Below are 26572 nucleotides of genomic sequence, written 5' to 3'. Positions count from 1 at the left end.
CCATTTTTCCGAACACAATGGAGGAACTTATTTTGAATCAGCAAGCAGATACGCAAGGGAACAAGAAAAAGTTCAACAAGCTGTACGCCATGCAATTGGCAACGATTTTTCTGGGATTTATCGTATTCGGCATATCGGAAAATATTAAGGGGCCAGCCATCCCGCGCATTCAATTCGACTTCAATCTGGATGAGAAACAGCTCGGAACGTTGTTGTCCCTGAATGCACTGGGTTACCTGATTGCCTGCTCATTCACCGCGATCCTGGTTCGCAAATGGGGCATTAAGGCGGTTAGCATCATTTCGTTTGCATCAATGATTCTCTCGGGTGTGTTCATTTATGTGTCTCATACATATCCACTCTTTGCTTCATCATACTTCTTCATGTACATCGGAAACGGCATGCTGGAGATTGCTTTGGCGATTCTGGGTGCGCGGATCTTTGTGAAAAACACAGGTACAATGATGAACCTGTCCCATTTCTTCTATGGGCTAAGTTCAACGATAGCACCTTTGCTGGCGACAGGTGTGATGTCGTTGCACGTGTTCGGTCACGAACTGGACTGGCGCGGGATGTATCTGGTGATGTTGTCGCTCTGTCTGCTGCCGATCATTGCGGCACTGCGCAGCAAATTTCCGGGGGATGATCTTCCTCATGAAGATCGGACTTCACTGAAGACGTTAACACGTGATCCAGCCATCTGGCTGATGGTGCTCATTCTTTCTTTTGGCGTGGTATCGGAACTGGCGGTTGGTGGCTGGCTCGTTAACTTTCTGGAGAAAGCCTATACGTGGGACACGGTCAAAGCATCTGGGCTGCTCTCTGCGTTCTTCCTTGCTTTCTCGCTGGGGCGTCTGCTGCTTGGTCCACTGACGGATCGAATCGGTTTCGTGCTATCGCTTATTCTTTTCTCTGCTTTCTCGGCGGTATGTACGTTTGTGGCGCTTACAGGTGGAGAGAGTCTTGCGTTCTTCTTTGCGGTATCCGGTGCAGGTATAGCGATGATCTATCCAACGGTGATGGCGTTTATCGCACGCAGGTATCCAAACGGCAGTGACACCGCGATTACGTTCACGGTCACCCTTATGGGGGTCGGAAGTGTCATTGGTAACTATGTGATTGGCTGGGTCATTGAAGGTGTGAAGAATGCGTACGGTCCAACGACTCAGTTGGGGTTACTACGCGGACTTCAAGCGGGATATGGATTCATTGGTTTATGTGCTGTGATCTGTGCGGCATCTGGTGTAGTGTTGTATGTGTTTTTGAAGCGGAAGCAGGAACTGATTTAGATATCATCTTTTTTGCTTAAAATCGAAATCAGGTACTGGATGTCAAAAGAAAATAAAGTGTTGAACTGACCGACGTATCTTTAAGTTAATGGGAAACGATAACTCAATAAATCCAAGAAGGCAGCAGATCATCATGATCGGCTGCCTTTGTTCAAATGACTTAGGTTTGTGCATAACTGCAAGTCTACTGCATGGGGAGCTTGAAATAAAATTCCTGTTAAATATTGAATTTGCAGTCGCAAATTTTTAGAGATTAATACTTGAATTGGATTGTCAAACGCTCTAACTGCTGTGACATATCCGACAAGGTTGTGGCTAGGCTTGTAATTTGTTCCATTGAAGCCAGTTGTTCTTCTGAAGATGCAGCTATATTTTGTGAGTTGTCTGCGGCTTGAAGTGCAAGGTTGGATACTTGCTCTTGACCCGCTGTGATTTCCTGGACACTTGCAGTTATCTGCTGTGTAACACTGGCGAGTTCTTCCGTTTGTTGCGCGATAAAGTTTGTGGACCCCACAATTTTGTTGAACTGTTGTTCTGTCTCACTAGCAATCTGTATACCGGAGTCGACGTCCTGTTTAACTCGCTCCAACGTTTTAAGAGATTGCTCTATATCTGTACGCATATCTTGAATCAACGTAGAAATCTGCTCAGATGACTGATTTGATTGTTCAGCAAGTTTTCTCACTTCAGCAGCAACTACGGAGAAACCGCGGCCTTCTTCTCCTGCACGGGCAGCCTCAATCGAGGCATTTAAAGCCAGAAGGTTAGTCTGCTTTGCGATATCCGTAATGGCCTGTAGCATCGTACCGATCTGCTGGCTGCGTTCATCAAGCATCCTCATGACTACATCGGTTTCATTAACGGAATGGTTAATCAGGTTCATTTGCTTCGTCGTGTGTTCTATGGCAGTACTACCTATGTTCGCCAATTCCATCGCATCAACAGAAGAATCAGCAATAGTTGATGAGCTTTCCGCTATTCGCTGGATACCAATTGATATTTCCTCAAGTGAGTTGGTTGTTCTTTGAAGCATCCTTTGTTGCTCTTGTGCGCCGACTGCGGATTCTTGGATCGAAATGGTGATATTCTCAGTTGCCTGACTGGTGTGCTCTGCTCCAAGGTTCAATTCTTTGGAGGATGAAGCTACCTGCTTTGTGGAGAGATCAACTTGTCTAATAAGATATCTCATGTTTTTAATCATTTCATTAAAGTCTTTAGACAGCTCGCCTATTTCATCTTTGGACTTCATTTTGACTTCTTCAACGGTCAGGTCACCGTCCGCAACTGACTTCAGTCGCTTTGCGATCTTAAGGATAGGCTTCGTTAGACGCCCTGAGACGATGCTGACGATAACTGATCCAAGAATTACTGCAACTGCCGTAACCATTATTACAAGATAAAGAACTTGCGTTGCACCGCTGTTGAACTCACTTAAATACGCACCAGAACCAATGATCCAGCCCCAATGTGGATCCATTTCAGCATATGAAACTTTCGTTTCTATTTCACCTGTGTCAGGTAGAGCCCACTTGTAGGTGACAAATCCCCCTCCGGCTGACCCAACCTTAACAAGCTCTTTTCCCAAATACACGCCATCTTCCGTTACGACATCTGTCAAATCCTGACCTTCATTGGAAGGATTCATCACGGAATGAGCACCCTTATCAACTGCCCATGGATATCCTGTTTCCCCTACAGTATATTCACTTTTTACAGGCCGCTTATTATCTGCATTTTTTTCACCGAGCAGTTCGACGCGGAGTTTTTCCTGTGCTTGCTCTAATGTTAAATCTCCGTTCTCTACTTGCTCATTAAGGAGGCTAATCATGCCAATAACCATATTCACACTATTTTCAAGTGCTGCCTTGCCTGATTCATTCATTTCATTTTTCGAAACCGTATACGAAGTGTACCCTATCACCATCGTGGGCACAATTAGTATAGCCAAGCATAGAGTGACTAACTTTGTTCTCAAAGATCTCATTTTTAGTATGGATACAATCTTTGTTTTCACTACATTTCCCCCTCATCACAACAATTTACAGCTCCCATAACTTCAATAGTTAAAATTTAAAATAAAAGTCTGTACATAATATATCGAAAAAATATACTGTAAAATGAAGTCCTTGATCTATGCCTTTCCTCTTATCTAAATCCAGTTGACCTACTAAAAACATTACGACTTGGAGTTCGTGTTAGTTTTTGGTTTTTGTATAGCAATGAGTAATAACAAATAAGAAGTATATTCATGCTGTTAATGGACTACGCTTAAGGTTAAATGTGATCTTATGAGGGAGGTCATCGTTTCTTGAGATTTGAACTAGGACGTTGCTTACGACTTTATTGAGAACAAAAGAGTGATGCCACTCAAAATTGCCATATTGATTGCCGATTCCGTCGGTTGTGATGTTAGCCTTGTATGAATTAATTCCAAATGATATCAAAGTAATGGGAGAATAGAGAAATAAGTGGTAGGTTATGTTAAAGATAAATACGTGATTCATAAAATTTAGACAAGCTGAAAACTGTTGCGGATTTCAAATTATTAACACCGTCTTACTCGGTTGAAAGCTATAAATTAGAAATTAAGGAGCCATACCCGTTTGTTCCTAGTCCATCAGTTTCAAAAGTTAGACTTCATTTTTTTGACGAATCAGGACAGACATATTTGTTTGGAATTGAGGAACATAAGGCGGGTGGATATAAAGTAAACCGAGTTGTCACTAACGTCGATATTCGTAACCGAACAAGTACAACACGAACTATAGTCGAGGATTTTAAATTTAATGAACATGGAGAGAAAATTTACATAAATGGAATCGAAGGGCGATTTGAACCATGGGCTAACCATATACCAGGAGGATATCTACGATGGGTGCAAAATGATACTTTTGTTGAAATCGACAGCAAAGAATTAACTAAAGAGGAAATGATCGTGTTAGCAAAATCAATAAGATGATTCAGTAATTCAAACTAACGGAAAACGAAAGCAATTAAGGCTGTCATCTTACATGGGAGCCTATTTTATTTGACTTTAAGTAGACTATGAAAGCGGAATGACTTGTATCCTTGAAATTAAGCAACAAATTCGATATAAATCGTTGTAGTATGAGAGAGGTAAAATGATGTGACAAAAATGAGTAGTTGGATCTTAACGTTGGTATTAGTGGTACCCATGATATTTGCTGGGTGTTCATCAACAGAAAAAAATGAAAGAACTGTGACTCAAAGTGTAGTAGCATCTGATTTTGTTCTCGAAGTAACAACGCCAACTATTATAGTTACTGGTGAAGCAATAAAAGTAAAAGGGACTCTTAAATATACGTGTATTAAACCAGTTGAAGTTTCCCATGGAGAACCGATTATTCGTTTTTTCTTTTCGGGTAGTCACTTTGTGAATTACAGATGTAACTTTCATTGATTTAATAGCGTTATTAATAACTAGGAACGTCTTACAGGTTCTAGAATATTATAAGAATAAGAGGGATAAAGTTGTGAAAAAAAAGAGACTTTTTTCTGCTGTTTTATTATTATCTTTAACAACAGCGGCCGTAACTGCATGTGATTCAACAAGTCTAACTCAAGAGAATACCTCTACTCCAAATTCTGGCGTATTATCAAGCAAGTCCACAAGTACGACCCCTACTAATTCTTTAAGTGAAGAAGAGAATAAACCCTCACACTACATTGCTTCTGGAGGCGCAACAGTACAGCAACCCTTTTCAATAAATCCGGAATTTGTACATATAAAACTTCTAATGAAGAACAATAGTAGCCATGAAGTCAATGTTAGTTTAACACACTTAGATAATAGTAAAGTGTATTTCGCTAGAACGATTGCTGCCGGGGAATCTCTGGATTGGATAAATATTAATGAAGGTTTCACACAAGGCATGCGTACTGGAGGCTACTTGCTTCAATGGAGTGGTGGCGGTTATAACGTTGATGGGGAAGTATGGGGAGCAGCTGGTTCAGACCCGGACGATACTGCTCCTCTATCTTATTGAACTTACGGGCAGGTTAATTGAATTTCTTGAACATACTACAGGTATGAGAACGAAAAAAATAATAAGTATGATTTACAAGATTTAAGACACGCTACGGTTTCAGAATTCGTGAAAGCAAGTACGACCAAAGAAAAAAGAGGTCAAACCAGTACATTCTGGTGACCTCTAATACGATCCGTTAGGTTGATGGCGATCTATTCGTTAGCGCGAAGTGACAACAAGTGTTTCAGATTGTCATCGATGAATTGATTATCGGCACTGTTGATACCGCGGCCGGCAAAGTGACCCCAGATTGACTGGATCGGGTTAAGACTAGCATTAGGGATACGTGCAGCTTCATATGCATTATCGTCCGTTGTGCAGAAGAGATCGGTACTTCCCGGCATAATGCAAGCCAATGCCTTTATGCTTTTAAGTGCCTTATCAAAATCTCCGTTATAGGAAGAGTTGGCACTAATGTCTGCATGCTGGCCTGTCCATAACATGGCTAGGACGTTATGTGGATCCATATTCATAAAGCTATTTTCCCAGACACCAGCTACAAAATCCTCCAATGAATCAAATCCCATCTCACGATAAAGCTCTTCTCGATAAAACGCATGTGATAATCCCCATCCTGCATACACCCGACCAACGGCGCGCATGTCTGCAGAAGTCAACTGATTTAGTTTACTTGAGTCGAAGCCGACTGCAGATAGCAGTGAGGATTTTACACCTTCCAGCACTACATATGTGTGAGGCCAAGGTTTGGCGATACCTCCGAAAGGTGCAATCCGTTCGACCATATCCGGGTAACTTGCCCCCCATTGAAATGCCTGAATGCCGCCCATGGACCATCCAACGACGAGAGCAATCTTCTGAATTCCGAATTTTTCGGTCAGCAGTTGATGCTGAAATCGTACGTTGTCATAGATCGTTACCTGTGGAAAGTTAGCCCGATCGAATGGAGGAGGCGTGTTACTGGGAGAGGAAGATAGCCCATTGCCCAGCAAATTGGGAACGATAATGAAATATTTATCTGGATCAAGTGCCATCCCGCTGCCAATGAGCCATTCATTCTGAACATGCTGATCTCCAAATGCCGTTGGATAGACAATTACATTATCCTTCTGTTCATTTAATTTTCCGTATGTTTTATAAGCAAGAAAAGCATTTGGTAACGTCACTCCTGATTGTAAGAGTACATCACCCAAGTTAAAAATTTCATAGTCCATCGTAGAGTCGCTCCCTTCAAAATGAAAACCACATGTTCACTGTGATCTCTTGTGGTCAGTATAGCGCTGTGATACTCTCAATAAAAGTGAATAGAATTCAAGATAGTATTCAATATAATTGAAAGAAGGAAGGGGGGCCTCCGATGGAATTGCGCCAACTGAAGACGTTTTGCACGGTTGCTGCAACATTGAATTTCACGCGGGCAGCAGAGGTGCTGAGCTACGTTCCTTCGAACGTCACGATGCAAATTAAAGCATTGGAAGAGGAGCTGGGTGTCCGCCTCTTTGATCGGTTGGGCAAGCAGCTCGCACTCACAACTGCGGGTAAGCGATTTTTAACACACGCCCAAGAGGTTCTTGAAAAAATGGACGAAGCTCGTAGTGCTGTCCATGATAATGAAAAAATAAGTGGTACCTTAACGGTAAGTGCGAATGAGGTTGTTTGCTCCTACCGGCTTCCACCTGTTTTCCAACAGTTTCGTTCGCAGCATCCGGGAGTTCGTCTAATTTTCCGCTCAGTTCCGAATCAAGAGCTCAAGCAAACGCTCTTTGAGGGAACCACGGATATTGTTTATATGTTGGATGAACCCATTCGCTCGAGTGGACTTTCCGTTGAGCCGCTCGTAGAAGAGAATTTCCGTTTGTTGGCTGCTCCAGATCATCCACTTGCTAAGCGAAGTGTGCTAGAGTTGGAAGATTTTCATGAAGAAGTGTTTTTGACCAATGAAAAGGGTTGCCCATATCGAATGATGTTTGACCGATCTTTTGAGAAAGAAGGCATTGATAGCATCACGTATCTGGAGTTTCAAAGTGCTGAAGCCATTAAAAAATGTGCAATTTCTGGAATCGGTATTGCCTTTCTTCCTGAAATTGTTGTGGAAGCTGAAGTTAAACGCGGAGAACTTGTTGTCCTTCCATGGCAAATTCCGGATTTGCAGGTGTTCACACAGATGTTGTGGCATAAAGATAAGTGGCTTTCACCAATCATGTTATCTTTCATAGAAGCAACAAGGAATGTTTTTCATGTACAGAATGAGAATAAAACCATATAGCCTTGTACAAAAGAGGCATCAACATAAATGTGAGAGGAGCTGGGTGAGAAAGGTGTCTCATTATCCAACTAACGGGGAACGATAGTTCAACCTCAACATAACGGCAGCTGACCATGACTGGCTGCCGTTTTTCATTGATGTAACGAGAGCTCATCTTTTTGTTAATACTATGAAGAAATAAACGCAGTCAGTTAGGGTATGCAGGATAGTTATTTCTGAAAATACAAAAAAAGCCGCAACCGCGGCTCAAATAAATTAGAAATTAAGATGTAGTAATGGTTTAATATGCTCAGCTGCCGCACTAAACTTATCCGCAAACCCCTTCGAATTTTCGTATTCTTTTGGCAAGTTATTCAGGAATAATTTGACCTGTTTGGCCACTTTCATACGAATTTCAGAATCTGCACGATTACCTTTTAATTGATCTTTTACAAGATAACCATATTCATCTCTAAATATTAAAAAGTCATTGATGAGAACATTTAGTTCAGGGAAACTTTTAGCATTTTCTTTTAAAAGAGTTAATCGGTCAGTCACCAAAATAATGGAAGTATATATGTCAAACATTTGCTCCATTTCGCTATTAGACGCCATTTCACTGGTTTGAGAAAGTGTATTATCCAATTTCTGTACTCTCGCAACAAAACCAGTATAATAATTCGAATTAACCTCAACTTCCTTCTTTGTGTTTAAGCTTTCAATTAAAATAAAAGTTGAAGCAATAATCAAGAGAGCAACAACTACTAAAATGATTTTAAAATATTTTTTCTTCATCATTAATTCAACGTGTGGTATTTTCTGCAATTAAGTATGCCCCTATAATTATTTTTGTTATGTACACAACATTAGCGATACTACCACAAAAAAAGGGAATAGATCTATCTGTACAATTTACCAATTATATGGAATCGAATTACAATAATCTATCATATTGCTGCAATAGATATAGGTTGTGAAGCTCCATATGGACAACTCTATCTCACTTGATACAATCGTATTTTCTTATTGCTTTCATACGAGGAAATGCCCTAGTCTAAACGGATTGTTTTATTGGTTTTTATCTTTACACTTTTCTGTTGGAATCAACAATGATCTACTCATCGCATCGGCTAAACCTGCGCTAGCTTTTTCAAATGTTGATTTGGACAAGCTGAAAACTGCTGCGGATTTCAAGCTCTATACACCGTCTTACTCGGTTCAAAGCTATAAATTAGAAATTAAACCCGTTGAAGTTTCCCATGATGAATCCAATTGAAATTCTTGTTAAATAACCTTAGTTGTATTTATCTAACGGGCAGGTTAGCTCAATGTTATTATAGAATACAATAATATTGGATACATAGAAGTAACTCAGAATGATTTCGAAGATGTGGTTCAGATATATACCAACGAGCAAGTTAGAAAATATCTAGGCGGAATCATTCCTGAAGAACATACTCATGCAAAATTTCTCGATACTTTAAATCGTAATGATAAAACAGATTCGTTTTATTGGGTTGTCCGGTTAAAAAAGAGTAATCAATTTATTGGGTTGGTATCCCTGGATAAGCATATTGATGGTGGGACAGAATTGTCATATGAATTTCTTCCTTCCTACTGGGGGCAAGGGTTAGCATCAGAAGTTACCATTAGAGTTATTAAATATGCCTTCGCGGAGTTGGGAATAAGCAAACTTTTGGCTGAAACACAAATCGCAAATTTAGGTTCATGCAAACTTTTAGAGCGAGTAGGAATGAAAATGGAAAGGACAATCCAGAGGTTTGGAGCAGAACAAGGGATTTTTTTGTTACAAAATGATGGGGTATCATTAAGCTAACGCGAAACAATAGCTTAAAAATATCCAAAAAAGGTAGCCGATATATGCAACGCGGGACCTAGGTCTAGCGCGTTTTTTATTATTTGTTACAAAAGAAATGGAGGACAGTAAAAATGGCAATCATGACAGATTCAAGAGGTAATATTTTTTTGGAATTTATTAATATAGAGTATGATAAGGTCATTCCGATTACATTGGATGCTCCACTAACACATGCTCTAATTGTGGTGAAGTGCCAAGGAAAGTACCTTTTCATGCAGAATAAGTGGAGAAAGAACTGGGAACTGCCGGGAGGTATTATTGAAGCCGGAGAGAATGCTCAACAATGTGTAATTAGAGAATTATTTGAGGAAACCAATCAAAACATCGAGACGGCTGAGTTCAAAGGACTAATGAAGTTTAGACTTCAACCCAGTTTTCATGGACCTGAGCGGACAGAATATGGGGCTCTGTTTATGGGTGAACTGTACCAACTTGATGATTTTGTTGAAAACGATGAAGCTTCTTCAATTATCCTTTGGGATGGTACATCGGAGATTGGTGATATCGCAGAAATAGATAGGAAGTTAATTGAATTCGTGTGATATATGATTAAAACTAAAGGGAAATACGATTCTTTACATAATAAGCCAAGCACCCGATAAGTACTTATAGTTACGATTATATCCAGAAGGACGGTACGATAATGATAATTCTTAAACGTATGACCGCTTGCTTTGTTTTAGCCACATTACTTTTGGGATCTACAACTGCAGTAGCCGGATCCGAGATACATGAGCAGAATGACAAAGATATAGTCACTTGGGAATGGAAAGGAATCCCGGTAATAAACATGAACGAACACTGGGCCAAGCGTCTATTTCAATGGGGTATCTCTCAAAATATCATCAATGGATATTCTGATGACAGCCTTAAGCCCGACCAAGAAATAACAGAGGCTGAATTCCTCAAAATGTTGTACAGAGCAATGGGTGTGGCGATTCCAAATGCAAGTGCAAATAGTGCATATCTTCCCAGTGAGAGTTGGACAGAAGGCCCCTACAGGATAGCTAAACTATACAACCATCCGACAACTGGAGAAAACAACTTTGCGATGAGAATGAAGCCGATTACAAAACTGCGTGTTGCCGAAATTATCAGTGCATCTCAAGGTGTTCATTATACTGGTCAATATGCTGTTACCTATCTGATCGTACATGGTTTATCCAATAGTAAAGCTAATTCTCCGGAGCAGTTTGATGAGAAAAGCACACTTTCGAGGGCAGAAGCACTTCAATGGATACGTCAGCTTGCTTTTCATGGAAAACTTAAGATTTATGAAAGACCAAAAGTTCCTACGGACCTCAGTCTTCTTCCTGATATGATTGATATACCTACTGAGGTGATTCCTGATTTCAGTACAGAGCCCGTCACTGATGAGGATTTTAATTTGTTCATGCATGGCGATTTTTCAGATCTTAAATTTGGAGACTCGAAAAAATCCATTGATGAACAATTTGGAGAATCGACAGAGCAGAATATCTTTAATTATAATATCTATCCGTTATTCAATGCACACTTTAACCAGAGTGGAGAATTGGATGGTTGGAGTACGGACTCAGATATAGATGTTTCCCCTAATACAGATATTTCACTATTTACCAAAAAAGAAATTGTATTGGGTAAAAGTACCGTGTCAGATATTATAGACCGATATGGTTCAGCTGGAGTGAGCCGCCAAGGGATCTTAGAGTATTTTTACATAAAGATGAACGATGGTACCTATCAGGATATTTCAATCTATGATCCAATTCAAAATATTGAAGATGTGTATACGATCACGTTTATTGTCGATGATGAAACCAAGGTACTCTATCATATAATGGTAGCACCATTAAAGACTGCTTTGGGTTATTCCTAGATCTTTGTTTTATTAAATTATCGAAAAACGAAAGAAGCAGCTGATCCATGTGATCGGCTGCTTTTGTTCAACTAAACCAGCTATTAGTTTGTCAAGATTTTTCATTAGAACCTCAAACAAATACTGTGGAAAGCTTCCAGCCCTTCACGATTATCAAAGACGATAAAGCTCTTTCCGTAAGGCTTACCTTTGTCTAGAAAGCATAAGGAGCCGCCATATGGGCGGCCTTTTTCTTCACTTTGCATTAATCCGGTGATTTATAAGATCCTGCACGCTCAATCATTACCTTCCAATCCTCTGCTTCATAAGGCAAGCTGTCCTCATTCTCCGGTACGCCAAGCTGGACCTCAAGAATTACCATCCTGGTTTCGGCCAGAATTGAAAAGAGGCTATTCAAGGTAATCGCAAACTGATTGCCTGTGGTTACCTGCCTGATCTGCCCGTTAATAAGCACCTGCCCACGGCCTGAAATTACAGTCCATGCTCGGCACCCTAATCGATGCTGGCGCAATCCGATATGTTTGCCAGGCAAAAGCGTCATATTCAATGTGGTTACGGTTGTATTTTCGTCTTCTACCAATCTCTCCATGACGCGATAGCTGCCCCAAGTTGCCTCGACGTACATCGGTTGCAGTGGAATACTGCCCAATTGCTCTTTAATTTCATTTGAATCTTTTTTGTTGGCTATGAGAATTCCGTCCGGACTTGCAACAGTGATAATTCCTGGGACTCCGATGACGTGGATCGGGTAGGGGAGCTCGTTAACGATATAGGAATCCGGGGAGGATTCGGATATTCTGCCGTGTCCCAATACATTGGAATCCAACTGATTACACAGAGCATCCCAGCTCCCGATATCCTGCCATACACCCTCATATGGCAGTACAACAGCCCGTTGCGTTTGTTCAGCAACTTGTTTGTCAAAACTGCGTTCAGGCAACTGTTCATACAGGGTTAACAATTGTTCGTAATGAACCGGAAGGCCATTTTTTTCAATATGGGACAACATAAACGCAAGAGAGAAGGCATACACCCCGCAGTTCCACAATGCGCCATGCTGTAGCAGGGTTTCAGCGACATCCAATTCAGGTTTCTCTATGAATTGTGTAACCGGTGCATACCCATTAGGTTTTTTTCTTCCTGGCAGGATATATCCATATTGTTCTGAAGCGTATGTGGGCCTTGTCCCAATTAAAATGATATCGGCACGAGTCTGTTTCAATATATCTGGAAGTAATTTGAAGCTCCTGAAAAAGTCCTCATCTGCGAACACATCCGCTGGCGCGATACAAATCATATCGTCAGGTTCAGCCGCGCCGGAGGATTTCAGATACAAGGCCGCCAAGGCAGCTGCGGTAAAAGTTCCTCGCTTGAAAGGTTCTCCAATGACAGGTATCTTGCCTTTGGTATGACGGGCTGTAATGTCGGTCTGGTCCTGATGTGAAATGATGAGCGTTGAGTCCAGTAAGCCTGAGCTGTCAAGCTGGCGGCATACTCTGCTGATCATGGATTCCCTTCCGCCTGTAGGTGACGGAAGTATATCCACGAACAGCTTGGAGCGAAGCTCATTGGACAGCGGCCAAAGCCTTTTGCCTGCGCCGCCACATAGCAGTACGATATGCATGGGCTTCCTCCTTAAGCTCGGGGAGTTTTGCTATAGATTTTACGTTTGTGAAAGGAAAGAGATCGGTATTTAAGCGCAAAATTGCGAATTTGTTGTTCTTTTAACGAAGAAGCGTTCATGTTCAGACTTTTATTCATGGAACTTTTCAGGATCATGCTGGCCGGGTTCTTCGAATACATAAAATTAGCATAGGTTTCATACTCGGAGAACCCAAACTGCTTCTTCTTATTGATATTCGAGATAATCGCTTTGTACCATGGCAGCTGATGGATCGTTTCGATTTTCTTTTTCAAAGCAGAGAGTTTCGATTTTTCGAACAGCATATAATGGGTGACAAAAGAGCGTGGGCGCGGCGCTTTCATGTCTAACAGCTTGCGGTAGGTGTTGAAATATTCTGGCTGACTCCAGTCGCGACAGTAAAATACTGTCTTATTTTCAACAATAAATGTATGAGGTCTAATGAGCACCGTATCCGCATCCATCACGAGAAAGTGCTTCGCTCTCACAATGTGATCCCCGTTCATTTTAAGCAGTTGTTGATATAACCAGCCTGAGCGGTCCCAGCGGGATGATTGATAGTGTATATCTTTTTTGGTGATAGGCAGGACTGACCGCTCGTTAACAAAAATGCAGTGTTTGCGGGAACAAAGGTTTCTGATTTTGTTGCTGGTCGGGGAAACAATATAAATCTGTCCAATCGGATGCCGTACATAACGGCGAATATTATCGATAACTTGGGGAAGGGTACTCAAATCTTTTTCGATCGCAGGTATAAGAACATCGATCATAGGCGCACGTTTTAACTGTATTCCATGCTGAACTGGCATCTTCTCAACTCCTTGCACAAATGGTTACGTCTTGTTCATGATATGTGTGCAAAATTGGTTTGGTCAGGGCATGTGCGAATATACCGTTTTTACGAACAAGGGCATTTGTTTAGGGTTGTTTTATCGGTATTACATATAATGCATGATCTTGATGAAACAGCAGGGGTTGATTCATTTGCTGAAGGGAGAAGTGTGTGTTATATGGAGGTTGATAAATTGAAGCCGTTAAGAAGCAAATGGTTGAAAACAAAAGTGATCCTCAATAATGGTGCTATCAAACCATTTATACCTGATACGCAGCGATATAATAAAGCCAACCTGCGGTCCATGCTCAGCAGATACGGTATGGTTTATATTAAACCTGAGATTGGCACTTACGGAATGGGTGTCATAAAGGCGGAGATGGTGAGTCATCAGAATTTTGCCTATCAGATTGAACAAAAACGCCTGTCGTTTGACAACTTTGACTCGTTCCATGCAAGTCTTGCACGTCTGGTGCATAAAAGAAGCTACCTCATTCAGAGAGGAATCGATCTGCTTAAGCACAACAAGAGGCGTTTTGACATCAGAGTCATGATACAGTTAAGTCCCGACAAGCAGTGGGAGGCTACGGGAATCATCGGACGACTCGGTCATCCGAAAAAAATCGTGACCAATTATCACAGCGGTGGTAAACCAATGGATGTTCACAGACTGCTGGAATCTCATGCATCCCTGAAACGCAGAAATGAACTCATTCATGAGATGAATGAGCTTGGATTACGTATTGCACGCCACATGAAGAAAAAATACCCGTACCTAAAGCAAATTGGCGTGGATATCGGGCTGGACCGGAGGTTGAAACCCTGGATTATTGAGGTGAACGTCAAACCGGACCCTTATATTTTCAATCAATTAAAGGATAAGACAATGTATCGCAGGGTGATAAAATATTACCGCCATGCTGCTAAAAAATCAAAATAGGGAACCAAGGGACAGATTGTCAAAGGAACAGGCATCGGAATGGTAAACAATGAATTGGTTTGTGAAGCAGAAATAATGTTTGCATTTAATTCTATTGAGGCGTTCAACTAACGGGAAACGATAAGTCAATAACACCAAGTAGGCAGCCGATCCATGTTGAACTGCACCTCCAATTGTTAGATGGTGTCTAACAATTGGGGTGCAGTTCAAGTGATCGGCTGCTTTTGTTAAACTAACGGGCAGGTTAACGTGAAAACATATTTCTCATACTTAAATTCCATGTTATGGTAATGTAGAGTTCGATTTATGAAAAGTGTACAAGGGTGTGTAAACGAAATGTATGAAGAACCGTTCATCTTTCTGACGTGTATAATATGTTTTAAGAAATGGATGAATGTAAATAGTACATATGGAGGTAATTAAATTTGAAGACTCACTACTATTTCAGTTGGTTTAATGATTTTTTTCCAGAGAAGCTGGTCAAATTGTTGCATAAGGATATAACTGACAGAAAATCGCTTGTTATGATTAGCGCTGATCCGTCTGGTTATACAGGTGAGCAAATTAACTTTGATGATATAGCTGAATGGACATGGTTGAATCAGGCTAACATTATTTTTGAGGAATATCATTTCATTGATTACCGCATGCAGAAGGCAGATGCCCAGCGAATCATTCAGAACGCTTCTGTCATTTTTTTATGCGGTGGATATCCTGTTTTGCAGAGCGATTTTTTGGCGGAATATGAATTATTGGATGTTATTAAGAACAGCAAAGCCGTTATAATGGGTGCCAGCGCTGGCTCGTTAAACATGGCTGCCAAATGGTTAAGCTTGAATAACACGGATGAAGTTGAAACAAGTACTATTTATGAGGGTATTGGCTTTGATCCTTTTGCCTATGAATCTCATTCTCAACGCGACTACGCTACGTTTGTTCAAGGCTACCTGTTCCCCTTGTCTGAAGAGATTGATGTTTATGCTGCAGAACAGGAGAGCGCTATACGTGTAAAGGATGGCAAAATAGAAACAATGGGTCCTGTATATTTAATTTCCCACTCCAAGATTCAGAAATTGGTTGAGACACTAGGGCTCTAGCCTCTTTGTTATAGACATTTTTACATATATAATTCAGGTCAAGCTGGTTCATAACTTCCCTTCTAGGGACAAGGGATGAGACAAAAGCGGATATGCTTCTAGCCATCAAGACCTCTATAGAAAAACATTTTTGGATGTTGACTGCTTATTTAGAGTAAAACAAGACGGATCTCAGAATAAACTTCATGCACACAACCATTTATAAAATCTAATACAAATAATTCAAAGAAGAGACAGGAGTTGTCAACATGACAAATAAAGTCGTACTCGAAACAGCTGCTAAACAATTTGCGGAAGCGACAGCCAACCCTCCCTATTTGTTTGATCATGGCCCGGTGAAAGGCCGTGAAGTCGTCGATCAAGTCCAATCCGGTGCTGTGAATAAATTGCCAGTTGATATAGAAGAATTGACTATTAACGGTGGGCCTAAGGGTAGCGTGTCTCTTACCATTGTCCGCCCGCAAAATGCACCGAGTGTGCTTCCGGTTATTCTGTACACACACGGAGCCGGCTGGGTATTCGGTAACGCACATACTCATGATCGATTGGTCCGAGAATTGGCCGTTGGTTCCCAGTCTGCCGTTGTGTTCACAAATTACAGTTTATCTCCCGAGGATCGCTATCCGGTAGCGATCGAAGAAGTATACGCTGCACTCGGCTGGGTGGCTGAGAACGGCAGCGAATACGGATTGGATACGAACCATATTGTAGTAGCCGGTGACAGCGTCGGAGGTAACATGAGCGCAGCAATTACGTTGATGGCCAAAGACCGTAAAGGACCGAAAATTCACAAACAATTGTTGTTCTACCCGGTAACAGACGCTTCTTTCGATACCGATTCCTATAGACAATTTGCCGAAGGATACTTTTTGCGTCGTGACGGCATGCAATGGTTCTGGGATCAATATACGACGAACCCGGATCAGAGAAAAGAAATTTACGCGTCTCCTCTGCAAGCGACAACCGAGCAATTGGCAGGACTTCCTGAAGCTCTGGTCATTACAGGCGAAGCTGATGTATTGCGGGACGAGGGTGAGGCGTACGCCAATAAACTACGGGAAGCCGGCGTTAGAGTAACGGCAGTTCGCTTCCAAGGCATCATCCATGACTTCGTAATGCTAAACGATTTGGCCGACACCGCAGCTGCTCGCGGAGCCCTTCTGCTGGCTAACGCCTGGATTCAGGCATAATCAAGCTGGAATCTGAAAAAAGGGACGGTATCTGAAGTTTAATGTATGGCTCCATAGGTACCGTCTTCGACGTTGTAACGCTATTGGCGGCTTAACATGTAAAGAAAGGACAGGGGGTCACTTTGGACCGACCTGTCCTTTTTTAATAGATTAGGATAAATAAGTGATGAGTACGATTATGGTTTATAGATCGATTTTCCAGTTGCCCATCATCTTGGCGACTTCGGGATCACGGTATGATAAGAAAAGACTTTCCCGCGTATCGAGGGCCGAAATTTGTTCGATATCGTCCGTGCTCAACTCAAAATCAAATATGTTGAAGTTTTCGACGATCCGCTCTTTGTTCACCGATTTAGGGATTACAACGACTTCACGCTGAACAAGCCAACGTAACACAACCTGGGCGACGGACTTATTGTGTTTTGACGCGATCGATGTCAGCACTTCGTTACCGAACAGGTTGCCCCTTCCTTCAGCGAACGGTGCCCACGACTGGTGCTGCACTCCCTGTTCCTTCATAAAAGCGCCATTCTCAATCTGCTGATAAAACGGGTGCGTTTCGACCTGGTTAACGGCAGGCACGATTTCATTATGCACGATGAGGTCCATCAGACGATCAGGCAGGAAGTTGCTGACACCGATCGCCTTGATTTTACCTTCGCGGTACAGGTCTTCCATCGCACGCCAAGCGCCGTAGTAATCGCCGAACGGCTGGTGAATAAGATATAGATCGAGATAGTCGAGCTGCAGCTTTTTCAGGGATTTGGAAAAGGACAGCTTGGCACGCTCGTAGTTGGCATCCTGAACCCAGAGCTTGGTCGTAATGAACAGCTCCTCACGCGGTATGCCGCTGCGCTTGATCGCGCGTCCGACCGCTTCCTCATTCATATAACCGGAGGCGGTGTCGATCAGACGGTAACCAGCCATCAGCGCTTCATATACGGAGTTCTCGCATTCTTCAGCATCTGGAACTTGGTAGACACCAAAGCCGATGATCGGCATTTTCACACCATTGTTTAATGTTACGGTTTGCATTGTAATTCCTCCTAGGGTTTAAATGTAAAACGCAAACGGCCCCGAATTCGAAAATCGGGCACCATAGCTGGGGTTCCGCTTATGGTGGATTTGCATTACAATAAGCCTATCACCTTCGTGTTACACGAAGGCAAGCCGATTTCGAAAAAAATTTTCAAGGAGGATTTCACATGCATACGGTCAAAGAAGCCGCCCTGATAACGGGACTCACTGAGCACGCTGTACGCTTTTATACGGATAAAGGCCTGGTGCCAAGCGTGCAGCGCAATCAAAACAATATTCGGATGTTCGACGAAGAATCGATCAACTGGCTGCATGGCATCAAATGCCTGAAGCAATCCGGGATGTCTATTGAAGTCATTAAAATGTACGTTGATTTCTGTCTCGAAGGAGATTCGACCATACAGCAACGATACAAACTTATGATGGAGCATAAAGAAGCTGCACTCGTTAAGCTCGAAGAAGCCAAACAGCACATGGCTCATTTGGAACAAAAGACTGCTCTATATCAGGCTATTCTGGAGCACCGCTCTCCAGATACAACCAATCCCGGTAACTGGGACAAAATTCAGCATATGCATGCTGACGTATTTTACTCGCCCACAGTTCGAAATGCTAAAGTTCTACGTGAGACACAACCGCTATGAGAATACTCCTTGTTCAAATAAGCGATGAGGTGAAGAGGGGGAAAACGAAGTGAAGACGATCAAGTGCATGATGGACCACCTGTATTGGGCGGATGGACGTATCTTGGAAGCGCTCGAAGAGAGTGGCACGAAGAACAAGGACCTTCTGAAACTCGTTCGGCACGTCGCGGTCGCGGAACGAGTCTGGCTGTCACGATTGCAGGGCAAGGGCAGTGCAGAATATTCATTATGGGAGGAAGCGGGAGACCTGACGGCGATCCGGACGATGTTCGAAGAAAACGCAGAGCAATATCGCATCTATATCGAAAGGCTCGAGGAATCTGAGCTGGACGAGATGATCGATTATGCGAATCAGAGCGGGGTTCCGTTCCGAACATCCGTCCGGGACATCCTGTTGCAGGTCCTCTTACATGGGCAATATCACCGGGGACAGATCAACCGGGCCCTACGGATCGAATCGGCAGAACCTGTCCCAGTCGATTACATCACGTTTGCGAGGCTCTAATGAGGTTTAATAAACACCATTACTCGGAATGGATTGCATTGAACTACTGGAAAAATTTTTCCTGGGTGATCCTCTACTCTCTAACGGATAACATTAATTCAATGAAAACAGCGGCAGTATAATAATTTATTTTCTTCTGACAAGGGAATCGATTGACAAATAAGAGAAGAGCCTGGGGGGAACGAAGAAAATACCTCCAGGCTCTTCTCTTATCATCTTCATAACCATATTATTCTTGATTATTTATTGAGAACATCCGCGTATTCAGAGATACGTTCGAATCGACCTTTGGCAAACGGGCATAAGGGTAGAATCTTAATATCGTTTTCCCGCGCGTATTTCACCATAGCTTCGATAAGTTTATCGCCAAGCCCTTGTCCTCGGTAAGCATTTTCGACAAAGGTGTGATCGATAATGTAAAGTTCCGGACTTGAGATTACATACGTCATCACCGCAGCAATGCCGCCGTTATCTTGGATAAGAAATCTTTTATTAGCGTTTTCATGTTCTACAACATGCATGTTCATCCCTCTTTCTCTGTTAAATATTCTCCGTCTAGACGTCTATACGTCAGTGCTCCACTTGGGCATGTGTCAATATGCCGGGCAATTGCTTCTGAAGTGTCAGCATCGGGATTAACCCACGGACGCTTGCTTAAATCAAAAACACCAGGGAGCCCTTTTACGCAAATACCGGAATGAATGCATGCCTCCGAATTAAACATTACCTCGAGATCTTTACCGTAGTATACTTTCTGCTTAGTCATAATTTCTTCACCATCTTTCACTATTGAGTTTGTTTACTTTAAATTCGACAACCGACTGGGGGATTGTCTTGGCTCTCGATGTCCGAATTATAAAGAGGAATTCTTGGTAAGTCAACGTAATGAATTACCCAATGCTTTGGCGAAAGTTCGTCGGTAGCTTTAAAACCCTTTAATTGAAAGATCCTTTGGAAGACTTTCGCATAAGATATCGAGAATTAGTTGTCTTGGTTCACCGGGGTATCGCCTTTATGTCAAGAGAGGAGTCCTGTTATGGATCGTAAGGGAATAAGGGGTATAATTGAAAATTATCTTGAAGCATACAATTCATATGAAATTGAAAGAATGGTTGAACTTTTGCATGAGGACATCATATTCAGAAATATTTCCAATGGAGAAACGACAATAGAGACCAGAGGAATACAAGCATTTAGGGAGTTGGCAGAACAGTCCGCAACGATGTTTTCTAGACGTCGCCAGACAATTACCGATTACAATGTTATAAGGGATGACAAAGTAGAGGTTGGAATCAATTACGAGGGTATCTTAGCTGTGGATTTACCGAATGGATTAAAGAGTGGGGATAAGCTAGAGTTAAAAGGTAACTCAACATTTAAGATAAGGGAAGGAAAATTCTCGTTAATTGAAGATTACAGTTGAGCCACGTTTATTAAACGAACGGGCAGGATAGTTTAAATAAAAATTGAATAAAAATAATAAGTGAACCGAAAATCTCATTTAAATCGAGGAGGGACTATGCGGACTCTTGTATGTTGCTTTATCTTTTTATTGTTTTTTACAGCATGCGGAGCACAGTCTAAAACTGAAGAAAATAAATGGAAGGAGAGTTCATTATTTAATTCTGGTTCTTACACGATGATAGGGGAAGAAGGAAAGTTAGGTTTTATTTATAACGATTCGGAAGCTGATAAATTTTACCCTAACAAAACGAATAAGTATATGTGGCATTTTTGGGGTGAGTCGAGTGATTTAGAAGGAAAAGAATTGAAAGTGGTGGGCACTAATAACGATAATGAACAGATTGATATTTTTGAAGGTTCAATTTTCAATGGGCCTATAAACGGGGCTGATGCTCACCGTCCATCCCAGATGACTTTACCATCAGAGGGGATTTGGCGTTTAGATGCATATGTTGGAGAAAAATTATTTGGTAGTGTCTATGTTAAGGTACATGAATCAAATTAAATAGTAAATCATTAAACTAACGGGGAACGGTAGTTCAACTTCAACATAACGGCAGCTGACCATGACTGGCTGCCGTTTTTCATTGATGTAAGAGTAATAGGCACAACTAAATTTTCGCTAATGCAGGAGGCATTGATAATTGAGTTGCATCCAATTGTTAGGAGATTTTGTATGCTATATCGTAAGCTAGGTAACACGGAAGTGAGCATTCCTGTTATAGGTCAAGGGACTTGGAAATATGGTGAAGATAAGCAGAAAGAAAAAGAGGAAGTGGAGGCGTTGCGTTTTGGTATTAGGAATGGACTTACTCTGATTGATACTGCCGAAGAATATGGGAATGAAGGAGCAGAGAAAATTGTTGGTCAAGCCTGTAAAAAAAGGAAGTATATTCATACTGTTAATGGACTACGCTTAAGGTTAAATATTATTTTATGAGGGAGGCCATCGTTTCTTGAAATTTGAACTAGGACGTTGCTTACTGAATGAACGATTGATGGAATCCGGAAAGTCAGCGGAATGGCTGGCAAAAGAATTGCTTTTTAAACCGGAACGAGTTTACGACTTTATTGAAAACAAAAGAGTGATGCCACTCAAAATGGCCATATCGATTGCCGATTCCATCGGTTGTGATGTTCGTGTCTTGTATGAATTAATTCCGAATGATTATGAAGTGAAGGCACAATATCAACGAAATGATTCAACTAACTGAAAACGATATCAACTAAGGCTGCCAGCTTACATGGGAGCCTATTTTTAATTTGTCTTTAAATAGACTATGTAAGCGGAATGACTTGTACCCTTGAAATTAAGCAACCAAATTCTATATAACGGATAAGGGATACTTAACTGAGTTTAAGTCAGGTCAAATCGTTGAGGTTGAAGACGAATTTATAGTAACGAAAAAAGCGAAACAAAATCTCTTCGTGAATATTGACGGGATATCCCAATAACAATGAATCCAATTGAAATTCTTGTTAAATAATCTTAGCAGTATTGAACTAACGGGCAGAATAATTAAATATGCTCTTGGTTAAATTAAGCTCCGAGTACATCAATGGGCGAATTTTCCATGTTCTATTTGTTGGAATCAGATGATATTGTCCACCTCACTTTTAACGAACTGACAGAGTATGAGAATTTTAAAACCGAGAAATAGGAGCATGCAATGATAAAACCAATTGAACTGATCACGCATCCCCCGTTCAACCCAATTCACGATAAGCTCTATAATCCATTTGAGTTACTTGAGCACTTTAATCCGGAAAATGCGCTAAGTTTACCTGCTACGCCAGATTTCCAGTGCTTTTTATATTTTCATCAACAAGGGGGTACTACCATCTCGGACCCCTACGCCGCGATGATGGAAGCTTTGCATGACACATCAGTTGTGCGTGAAATGAACGCATTTCTGACAGAAGAGATGCAGGCAGGGCGCCGTCCTGTCGCAATCATGGGTGGGCATCGAGAGCCACGGGGCAGCAAAGCATATCGAGACGTTGCACGAATTGCTCAGAAGCTTTCTGAATCTGGTTTCATCGTCGTTAGTGGCGGCGGGCCAGGCTGCATGGAAGCGACCCATCTTGGTGCACTTTTCGCAGGACGCTCCGCAGACTCACTTACTTCTGCAATCAATAGATTGGCGGAAAAACCTTTTGATGAATTCCCCAAGAACATGCATCACCTCATCGGTAAGGATGGGAGGACAATCAATGAAGATTTGTTAAGTGATCTCCACGCATGGATGCTCCCGGCTTGGGAAATTGCTAATGAACTTAAGGACCAACTGACCCCTCTCAATCGTAGTTTGGCATTGCCGACATGGCATTATGGTCATGAACCATTTACGCCGTTTGCGACCCACGTGGCGAAATACTTCCTAAACAGCATACGGGAGGATGTTCTCTTGACGCTTGCTTCATGCGGTATCATTTTTTCTGAAGGGCGGGGAGGAACTATCCAAGAAGTGTTCCAAGACGCGGGCCAAGTCTATTACCGCGACACAGATAACAAGGCTCCTATTACTTCAATGTTGTTTCTTGATAGCAAGTTCTGGACACTTCCAGAAGTCCCGGATGGTAAGCTGCACATGCCAGTGTTGAATTTGCTTTATCAACTCTTTGTAGTTTCAGGGAATATGACAGAGGAGGAATTCAAACGCTATATCCGGCTTGTCGATGATGTTGAAGAAGTCGTGAACATCATCATTGAAAATGCACCGTCCGCGAGCGAAGTCGTGCATAAACTTACCAGATTCGGCATCAGTAAAATCAATTCAGAGCTCATGGCCGAAAGGGCGGAGACTTTTGTGAGTCAAAGGAAGAAATAATGCTCAGGTTTGCTAGTGGAATCTCTTTAATAGGCTTCTGGAAGAGGCATAGAGCTGGAATTAAAACTGAGGAAGACAGAAATTATTTCTGAAATACCAAACGAAGGAACCGCATTTAATCATGCTCGCTCCTTCGTTGTATCCTTTTTCTATGGGGTCGATATGATAAATGAAACCGTAGTTCCTTCACCAGGTATACTATGAATCGCTAAGCCTTGTCCGTAAATTTTTTTAAGTCGTCGATCTGTATTCGTTAAACCCACACCGGATGTCCCCGCTTTTTTATTGCTATCTAGTAGGGATGAGAGCTTGGCCTCATCCATACCAACTCCGTTATCATGTATGATGAACTTGATGTAATCTGCTTCTTTTGTAGCAGATAGAGTCAGCTTTCCTCCGCTTGTGCGGTTTAATATTCCGTGCCGAATGGCATTTTCCACGATAGGTTGAATCGTGAGTGGAGGAAGTTTTGCCTCCAACTGATCGGGTAGATTCCAATCTACTTCCAATCGATCTCCAAATCGTTCCTTTTCGATATATAAGTAAGCTCGTAGTAAATCAAGTTCATGGGACAGGGGAACAAGGCGCTCTAAATTCCTTGAACTAAAACTTCCTTTTAAATAATCACCAAATGCTTCAAGCAGAGTAATCATGCGATCTGGATCTAATAGACTAAGGGAAGCAATAGAGTTGATTGTATTAAACAAAAAGTGAGGCTGAATTTGAGCTTGAAGCCATGCAGCTTCCATGCGCAACTGCTCGTCAACGGATTGTTTAAAATGGATTAATGCACGAATTCTTGACTGTAGCTCTAACATTTCAACTGGTTTTGTTAAATAATCATTAGCGCCCGCAAGAAAGCCAGTATGAATGTCTTCTGGTCTGATTCTGGCGGTCAATAGCAGTATGGGTAGCTCAAAAATAGTAAACTTTTTTCGTATCAATTCAGTAAGGGCATAGCCGGACATTTCCGGCATCATGACATCCGTTACGACCAGATCCCACTGTCTATGGTTAATCCGTTTAAGGGCCTCTTCAGCACTATTTACAGCGGTAACTTCATAATTGTCCAGCTCCAGCAATGATTTTATAACCTTCAGATTGATGGCATCGTCATCCACTAAAAGGATTGACCCTGTGACATGCTCTAACTTATGCCTATTCTCTGAAGAAACAGCTGTTTCAAGCGTAACATTCGTCACGTTTTGTACTAGCTGATCGAAATGAGAATCAATTCTTTCGTCTTTCTTTACACCTTTAACAGCAGGTATGTCCTCTGCCAGAGGTAGGGAAAATGTGAAAACAGATCCTTGCCCAAGCCGAGACTTAAGCTTCAATGTTCCGCCATGAAGTTCTACTAAATTTTTGCATATGCTAAGTCCCAGACCTAAGCCGCTACCTTGAGAAGTTATGCTGGAATCCGCTTGTTCATACGGAGAGAATATTCTTTGTTGCATTTCTTCATTAATTCCAATCCCCGTATCTACAATATGGACATAAACAGTATCATTTAGAGTCTCCGCACGAAGGGAAATACTGCCTTCCTTTGTATATTTCAAAGCATTGTGAACTAAGTTGAACATAATTTGGGTAAGTCGGTTTTCGTCAGCTGCAACGTTAGGTAAGAAATCAGGAATCTCGTTCTGAAGCGTTATATTCCTATTCACCGTCATATAGTTCAGCATATGGACTACTCCCTTAGCCACTGCGGGTAAAGAGACGCTTGTTTTATCTAGCATAATCCGGCTATCTTTAAGCAGGGTAATATCAATTAAGTCATCGAGCAGATGTGACATACGTTGTCCAACTTTAGTAATTAACATCAAGTCTTCTCGATCAGGTGAATCTAGCGTAATACTCTTCCGAACCATGATAGATTGAGCCATATTAATGATCGCATGCAGTGGATTCCGAAGCTCATGTGATGTGTTAGCGAGAAATTCATCTTTTTGTTTGTCCACTTTCTTAAGCACTTCCGCTTGTTTTTCAGCGCGTATCGCTGTTTTAGTGAAGCGTACAAACCAGAAGGAGGCAAAAACAACAAAGGCAACAATGAGGTCAATGGGGTAATAAGGCAGATCTTTATCAAACCATGACTTGAAAAATCCGCTAAATACCATATTTAACGATACGGCAATGCCGGCAAGCAATATGGATAAAGCTGCCTCTTGACCTGTCCTCACGGCCTGTCTTGAAATAATGGGCACAAGTAAGATGGCTGAGAACATAAAAACACCTAGAATCTTAGATGTATAATCCAACCAACCGATCGGAAGGAATAGAGTAATTGATACATATAAGTAAAAGTTAATAGAAAAGATATAAATGAGTCGCTTGAAACTATATACACTCAGCAGGTGCTTTGTACATAATACTAGACAATATGAAAGAGCGGCGTAACTAATAATTCTCATACGTATCGCCCATTCAAAATTGATTGGGAACCATTGAAGCAACATTTTTTCATCGTCTATTAACAGAGCAATCAAGGCAAATAAAATAATTCCTGCAAAATAAAAAATCTCTTTCTGTCGGCGTCCGACGAAAAGAAGGATAACGATATATAACATATGAAGTAGTAGAATAATGCCGACTAACAATTGCATATTCTCGCTTAAATGTTTTTCACTCAGGACAGCAGATGGAGTCCCAAATTTAATGGATTGAATAATTCCACCTTTGTTATGATAGTGATAATTACTTACTTGAATGAGAATATCCATTGTTGAATGCTCTACTGTAAAGTTACCTGTATAGGGTACAACCTTAGAAATCGTTCCAGCTGAATTTTCCCCAGGGTGACCAGACTCGTATAGAAGGCTGCCATTAATATATATGCGATAAGCAGTCTTTATTTCAGGGATATGAATGCCATAGGACATATTGGATTTAGGCAAAAATACGCGAAGTTGATACGTTCCAAAATTGGACGCTGGACTCGTATCGTTAAAAGTACCGGGAACCTGTGTCAAATTAGCAGTATGTAATGTCTCATTAAAGGATGTACTGGGAGGCAGGAAAGTTTCTGGGTGAAATTTCCACTTTCCGTTCAGTGTAATCGTCTGTTGATCATTAAAGTTCCACTCAGACAAATTCAGATCTCCTTGTACT

At 41.6% G+C, this 26572-nt stretch carries 27 protein-coding genes; 18 read left to right on the top strand and 9 right to left on the bottom strand.

Features of this window, described 5'->3' with window-relative positions; translation table 11 throughout:
- The first annotated feature begins 89 nt into the window (after window positions 1-89).
- Window positions 90-1289, top strand: coding sequence for an MFS transporter (locus MHB49_RS26350; RefSeq protein WP_405157242.1), 1200 nt, complete (start codon window positions 90-92; stop codon window positions 1287-1289).
- Window positions 1290-1542: 253 nt separating this feature from the next.
- Here the strand turns inward: MHB49_RS26350 and MHB49_RS26345 are convergent, their stop codons facing one another.
- Complete coding sequence (locus tag MHB49_RS26345; RefSeq protein ID WP_405153592.1) at window positions 1543-3303, bottom strand: methyl-accepting chemotaxis protein; 1761 nt, start codon at window positions 3301-3303, stop codon at window positions 1543-1545.
- 654 nt (window positions 3304-3957) lie between these two features.
- Between MHB49_RS26345 and MHB49_RS26340 the strand changes: the two genes are divergently transcribed.
- Both MHB49_RS26340 and MHB49_RS26335 read left to right on the top strand, forming a co-directional pair.
- On the top strand, window positions 3958-4248 hold the full coding sequence (locus MHB49_RS26340; RefSeq protein ID WP_405153591.1) for a DUF4367 domain-containing protein: 291 nt from the start codon (window positions 3958-3960) through the stop codon (window positions 4246-4248).
- 535 nt (window positions 4249-4783) lie between these two features.
- The gene (locus MHB49_RS26335; RefSeq protein ID WP_405153590.1) at window positions 4784-5296 is read left to right on the top strand and encodes a pilus assembly protein; all 513 of its coding nucleotides are present in this window, start codon (window positions 4784-4786) and stop codon (window positions 5294-5296) included.
- A gap of 194 nt (window positions 5297-5490) precedes the next feature.
- Here MHB49_RS26335 and MHB49_RS26330 read toward each other — a convergent pair whose 3' ends face one another.
- Window positions 5491-6510, bottom strand: coding sequence for an alpha/beta fold hydrolase (locus MHB49_RS26330; RefSeq protein ID WP_405153589.1), 1020 nt, complete (start codon window positions 6508-6510; stop codon window positions 5491-5493).
- Window positions 6511-6653: 143 nt separating this feature from the next.
- On the opposite strand from MHB49_RS26330, the gene MHB49_RS26325 reads away from it, so the two are divergent.
- Window positions 6654-7562, top strand: coding sequence for a LysR family transcriptional regulator (locus tag MHB49_RS26325; protein WP_405153588.1), 909 nt, complete (start codon window positions 6654-6656; stop codon window positions 7560-7562).
- Between the two features lie 255 nt (window positions 7563-7817).
- Here MHB49_RS26325 and MHB49_RS26320 read toward each other — a convergent pair whose 3' ends face one another.
- A complete protein-coding gene (locus tag MHB49_RS26320; RefSeq protein WP_405153587.1) occupies window positions 7818-8366 on the bottom strand; it encodes a hypothetical protein in 549 nt (182 codons plus the stop codon).
- A gap of 160 nt (window positions 8367-8526) precedes the next feature.
- Between MHB49_RS26320 and MHB49_RS26315 the strand changes: the two genes are divergently transcribed.
- The 4 genes from MHB49_RS26315 to MHB49_RS26300 all read left to right on the top strand — a co-directional run bounded on the left by MHB49_RS26315 (window position 8527) and on the right by MHB49_RS26300 (window position 11278).
- The gene (locus MHB49_RS26315) at window positions 8527-8817 is read left to right on the top strand and encodes a hypothetical protein (RefSeq protein ID WP_405153586.1); all 291 of its coding nucleotides are present in this window, start codon (window positions 8527-8529) and stop codon (window positions 8815-8817) included.
- 57 nt (window positions 8818-8874) lie between these two features.
- Window positions 8875-9378, top strand: coding sequence for a GNAT family N-acetyltransferase; N-acetyltransferase (locus MHB49_RS26310; protein WP_405157241.1), 504 nt, complete (start codon window positions 8875-8877; stop codon window positions 9376-9378).
- Between the two features lie 113 nt (window positions 9379-9491).
- The gene (locus MHB49_RS26305) at window positions 9492-9962 is read left to right on the top strand and encodes an NUDIX domain-containing protein (RefSeq protein WP_405153585.1); all 471 of its coding nucleotides are present in this window, start codon (window positions 9492-9494) and stop codon (window positions 9960-9962) included.
- A 101-nt stretch (window positions 9963-10063) separates the two neighbouring features.
- The gene (locus tag MHB49_RS26300; RefSeq protein WP_405153584.1) at window positions 10064-11278 is read left to right on the top strand and encodes an S-layer homology domain-containing protein; all 1215 of its coding nucleotides are present in this window, start codon (window positions 10064-10066) and stop codon (window positions 11276-11278) included.
- A 244-nt stretch (window positions 11279-11522) separates the two neighbouring features.
- On the opposite strand, the gene MHB49_RS26295 is transcribed toward MHB49_RS26300, so the two are convergent.
- Complete coding sequence (locus MHB49_RS26295) at window positions 11523-12902, bottom strand: sugar phosphate nucleotidyltransferase (RefSeq protein ID WP_405153583.1); 1380 nt, start codon at window positions 12900-12902, stop codon at window positions 11523-11525.
- Between the two features lie 11 nt (window positions 12903-12913).
- Window positions 12914-13729 (bottom strand): DUF6492 family protein, encoded by an 816-nt coding sequence (locus MHB49_RS26290; RefSeq protein WP_405153582.1) that lies wholly within the window; start codon window positions 13727-13729, stop codon window positions 12914-12916.
- On the opposite strand from MHB49_RS26290, the gene MHB49_RS26285 reads away from it, so the two are divergent.
- The 3 genes from MHB49_RS26285 (at window position 13715) to MHB49_RS26275 (ending at window position 16979) form a co-directional block, all read left to right on the top strand.
- Window positions 13715-14692 carry a YheC/YheD family protein gene (locus MHB49_RS26285; protein ID WP_405153581.1) on the top strand — a complete coding sequence of 326 codons (978 nt, stop codon included), beginning with the start codon at window positions 13715-13717 and terminating at the stop codon, window positions 14690-14692. The two genes, MHB49_RS26290 and MHB49_RS26285, sit on opposite strands and share 15 nt — an antisense overlap.
- 425 nt (window positions 14693-15117) lie before the next feature.
- Window positions 15118-15789: a Type 1 glutamine amidotransferase-like domain-containing protein gene (locus MHB49_RS26280; RefSeq protein WP_405153580.1), complete on the top strand. Its 672-nt coding sequence runs from the start codon at window positions 15118-15120 to the stop codon at window positions 15787-15789.
- Between the two features lie 248 nt (window positions 15790-16037).
- Complete coding sequence (locus tag MHB49_RS26275; RefSeq protein WP_405153579.1) at window positions 16038-16979, top strand: alpha/beta hydrolase; 942 nt, start codon at window positions 16038-16040, stop codon at window positions 16977-16979.
- Window positions 16980-17162: 183 nt separating this feature from the next.
- On the opposite strand, the gene MHB49_RS26270 is transcribed toward MHB49_RS26275, so the two are convergent.
- Window positions 17163-18014: an aldo/keto reductase gene (locus tag MHB49_RS26270; RefSeq protein WP_405153578.1), complete on the bottom strand. Its 852-nt coding sequence runs from the start codon at window positions 18012-18014 to the stop codon at window positions 17163-17165.
- 170 nt (window positions 18015-18184) lie between these two features.
- Here MHB49_RS26270 and MHB49_RS26265 point away from each other — a divergent pair, with 170 nt between their 5' ends.
- Window positions 18185-18661 (top strand): MerR family transcriptional regulator, encoded by a 477-nt coding sequence (locus MHB49_RS26265; RefSeq protein ID WP_405153577.1) that lies wholly within the window; start codon window positions 18185-18187, stop codon window positions 18659-18661.
- Window positions 18662-18710: 49 nt separating this feature from the next.
- On the top strand, window positions 18711-19166 hold the full coding sequence (locus MHB49_RS26260) for a DinB family protein (protein ID WP_405153576.1): 456 nt from the start codon (window positions 18711-18713) through the stop codon (window positions 19164-19166).
- 239 nt (window positions 19167-19405) lie between these two features.
- On the opposite strand, the gene MHB49_RS26255 is transcribed toward MHB49_RS26260, so the two are convergent.
- Window positions 19406-19687, bottom strand: a complete 282-nt coding sequence (locus MHB49_RS26255) for a GNAT family N-acetyltransferase (protein ID WP_405153575.1) — start codon at window positions 19685-19687, stop codon at window positions 19406-19408.
- Window positions 19688-19689: 2 nt separating this feature from the next.
- A complete protein-coding gene (locus tag MHB49_RS26250) occupies window positions 19690-19953 on the bottom strand; it encodes a (4Fe-4S)-binding protein (RefSeq protein WP_405153574.1) in 264 nt (87 codons plus the stop codon).
- Window positions 19954-20202: 249 nt separating this feature from the next.
- Between MHB49_RS26250 and MHB49_RS26245 the strand changes: the two genes are divergently transcribed.
- The 5 genes from MHB49_RS26245 (at window position 20203) to MHB49_RS26225 (ending at window position 23461) form a co-directional block, all read left to right on the top strand.
- Window positions 20203-20589, top strand: a complete 387-nt coding sequence (locus MHB49_RS26245; RefSeq protein ID WP_405153573.1) for a nuclear transport factor 2 family protein — start codon at window positions 20203-20205, stop codon at window positions 20587-20589.
- Window positions 20590-20685: 96 nt separating this feature from the next.
- A complete protein-coding gene (locus MHB49_RS26240; RefSeq protein ID WP_405153572.1) occupies window positions 20686-21135 on the top strand; it encodes a hypothetical protein in 450 nt (149 codons plus the stop codon).
- A gap of 171 nt (window positions 21136-21306) precedes the next feature.
- Window positions 21307-21570 (top strand): aldo/keto reductase, encoded by a 264-nt coding sequence (locus MHB49_RS26235; RefSeq protein ID WP_405153571.1) that lies wholly within the window; start codon window positions 21307-21309, stop codon window positions 21568-21570.
- A gap of 16 nt (window positions 21571-21586) precedes the next feature.
- Window positions 21587-21844, top strand: a complete 258-nt coding sequence (locus MHB49_RS26230) for an XRE family transcriptional regulator (RefSeq protein WP_405153570.1) — start codon at window positions 21587-21589, stop codon at window positions 21842-21844.
- A gap of 456 nt (window positions 21845-22300) precedes the next feature.
- Window positions 22301-23461: an LOG family protein gene (locus tag MHB49_RS26225; RefSeq protein ID WP_405153569.1), complete on the top strand. Its 1161-nt coding sequence runs from the start codon at window positions 22301-22303 to the stop codon at window positions 23459-23461.
- A gap of 149 nt (window positions 23462-23610) precedes the next feature.
- Here MHB49_RS26225 and MHB49_RS26220 read toward each other — a convergent pair whose 3' ends face one another.
- On the bottom strand, window positions 23611-26553 hold the full coding sequence (locus tag MHB49_RS26220) for an ATP-binding protein (protein WP_405153568.1): 2943 nt from the start codon (window positions 26551-26553) through the stop codon (window positions 23611-23613).
- Window positions 26554-26572 lie beyond the last annotated feature (19 nt).

Origin of the sequence: Paenibacillus sp. FSL K6-0108, assembly GCF_045040695.1 — a bacterium.
Lineage (GTDB): Bacteria > Bacillota > Bacilli > Paenibacillales > Paenibacillaceae > Paenibacillus > Paenibacillus pabuli_B.
This window is presented reverse-complemented; position numbering and strand designations above follow the sequence as displayed.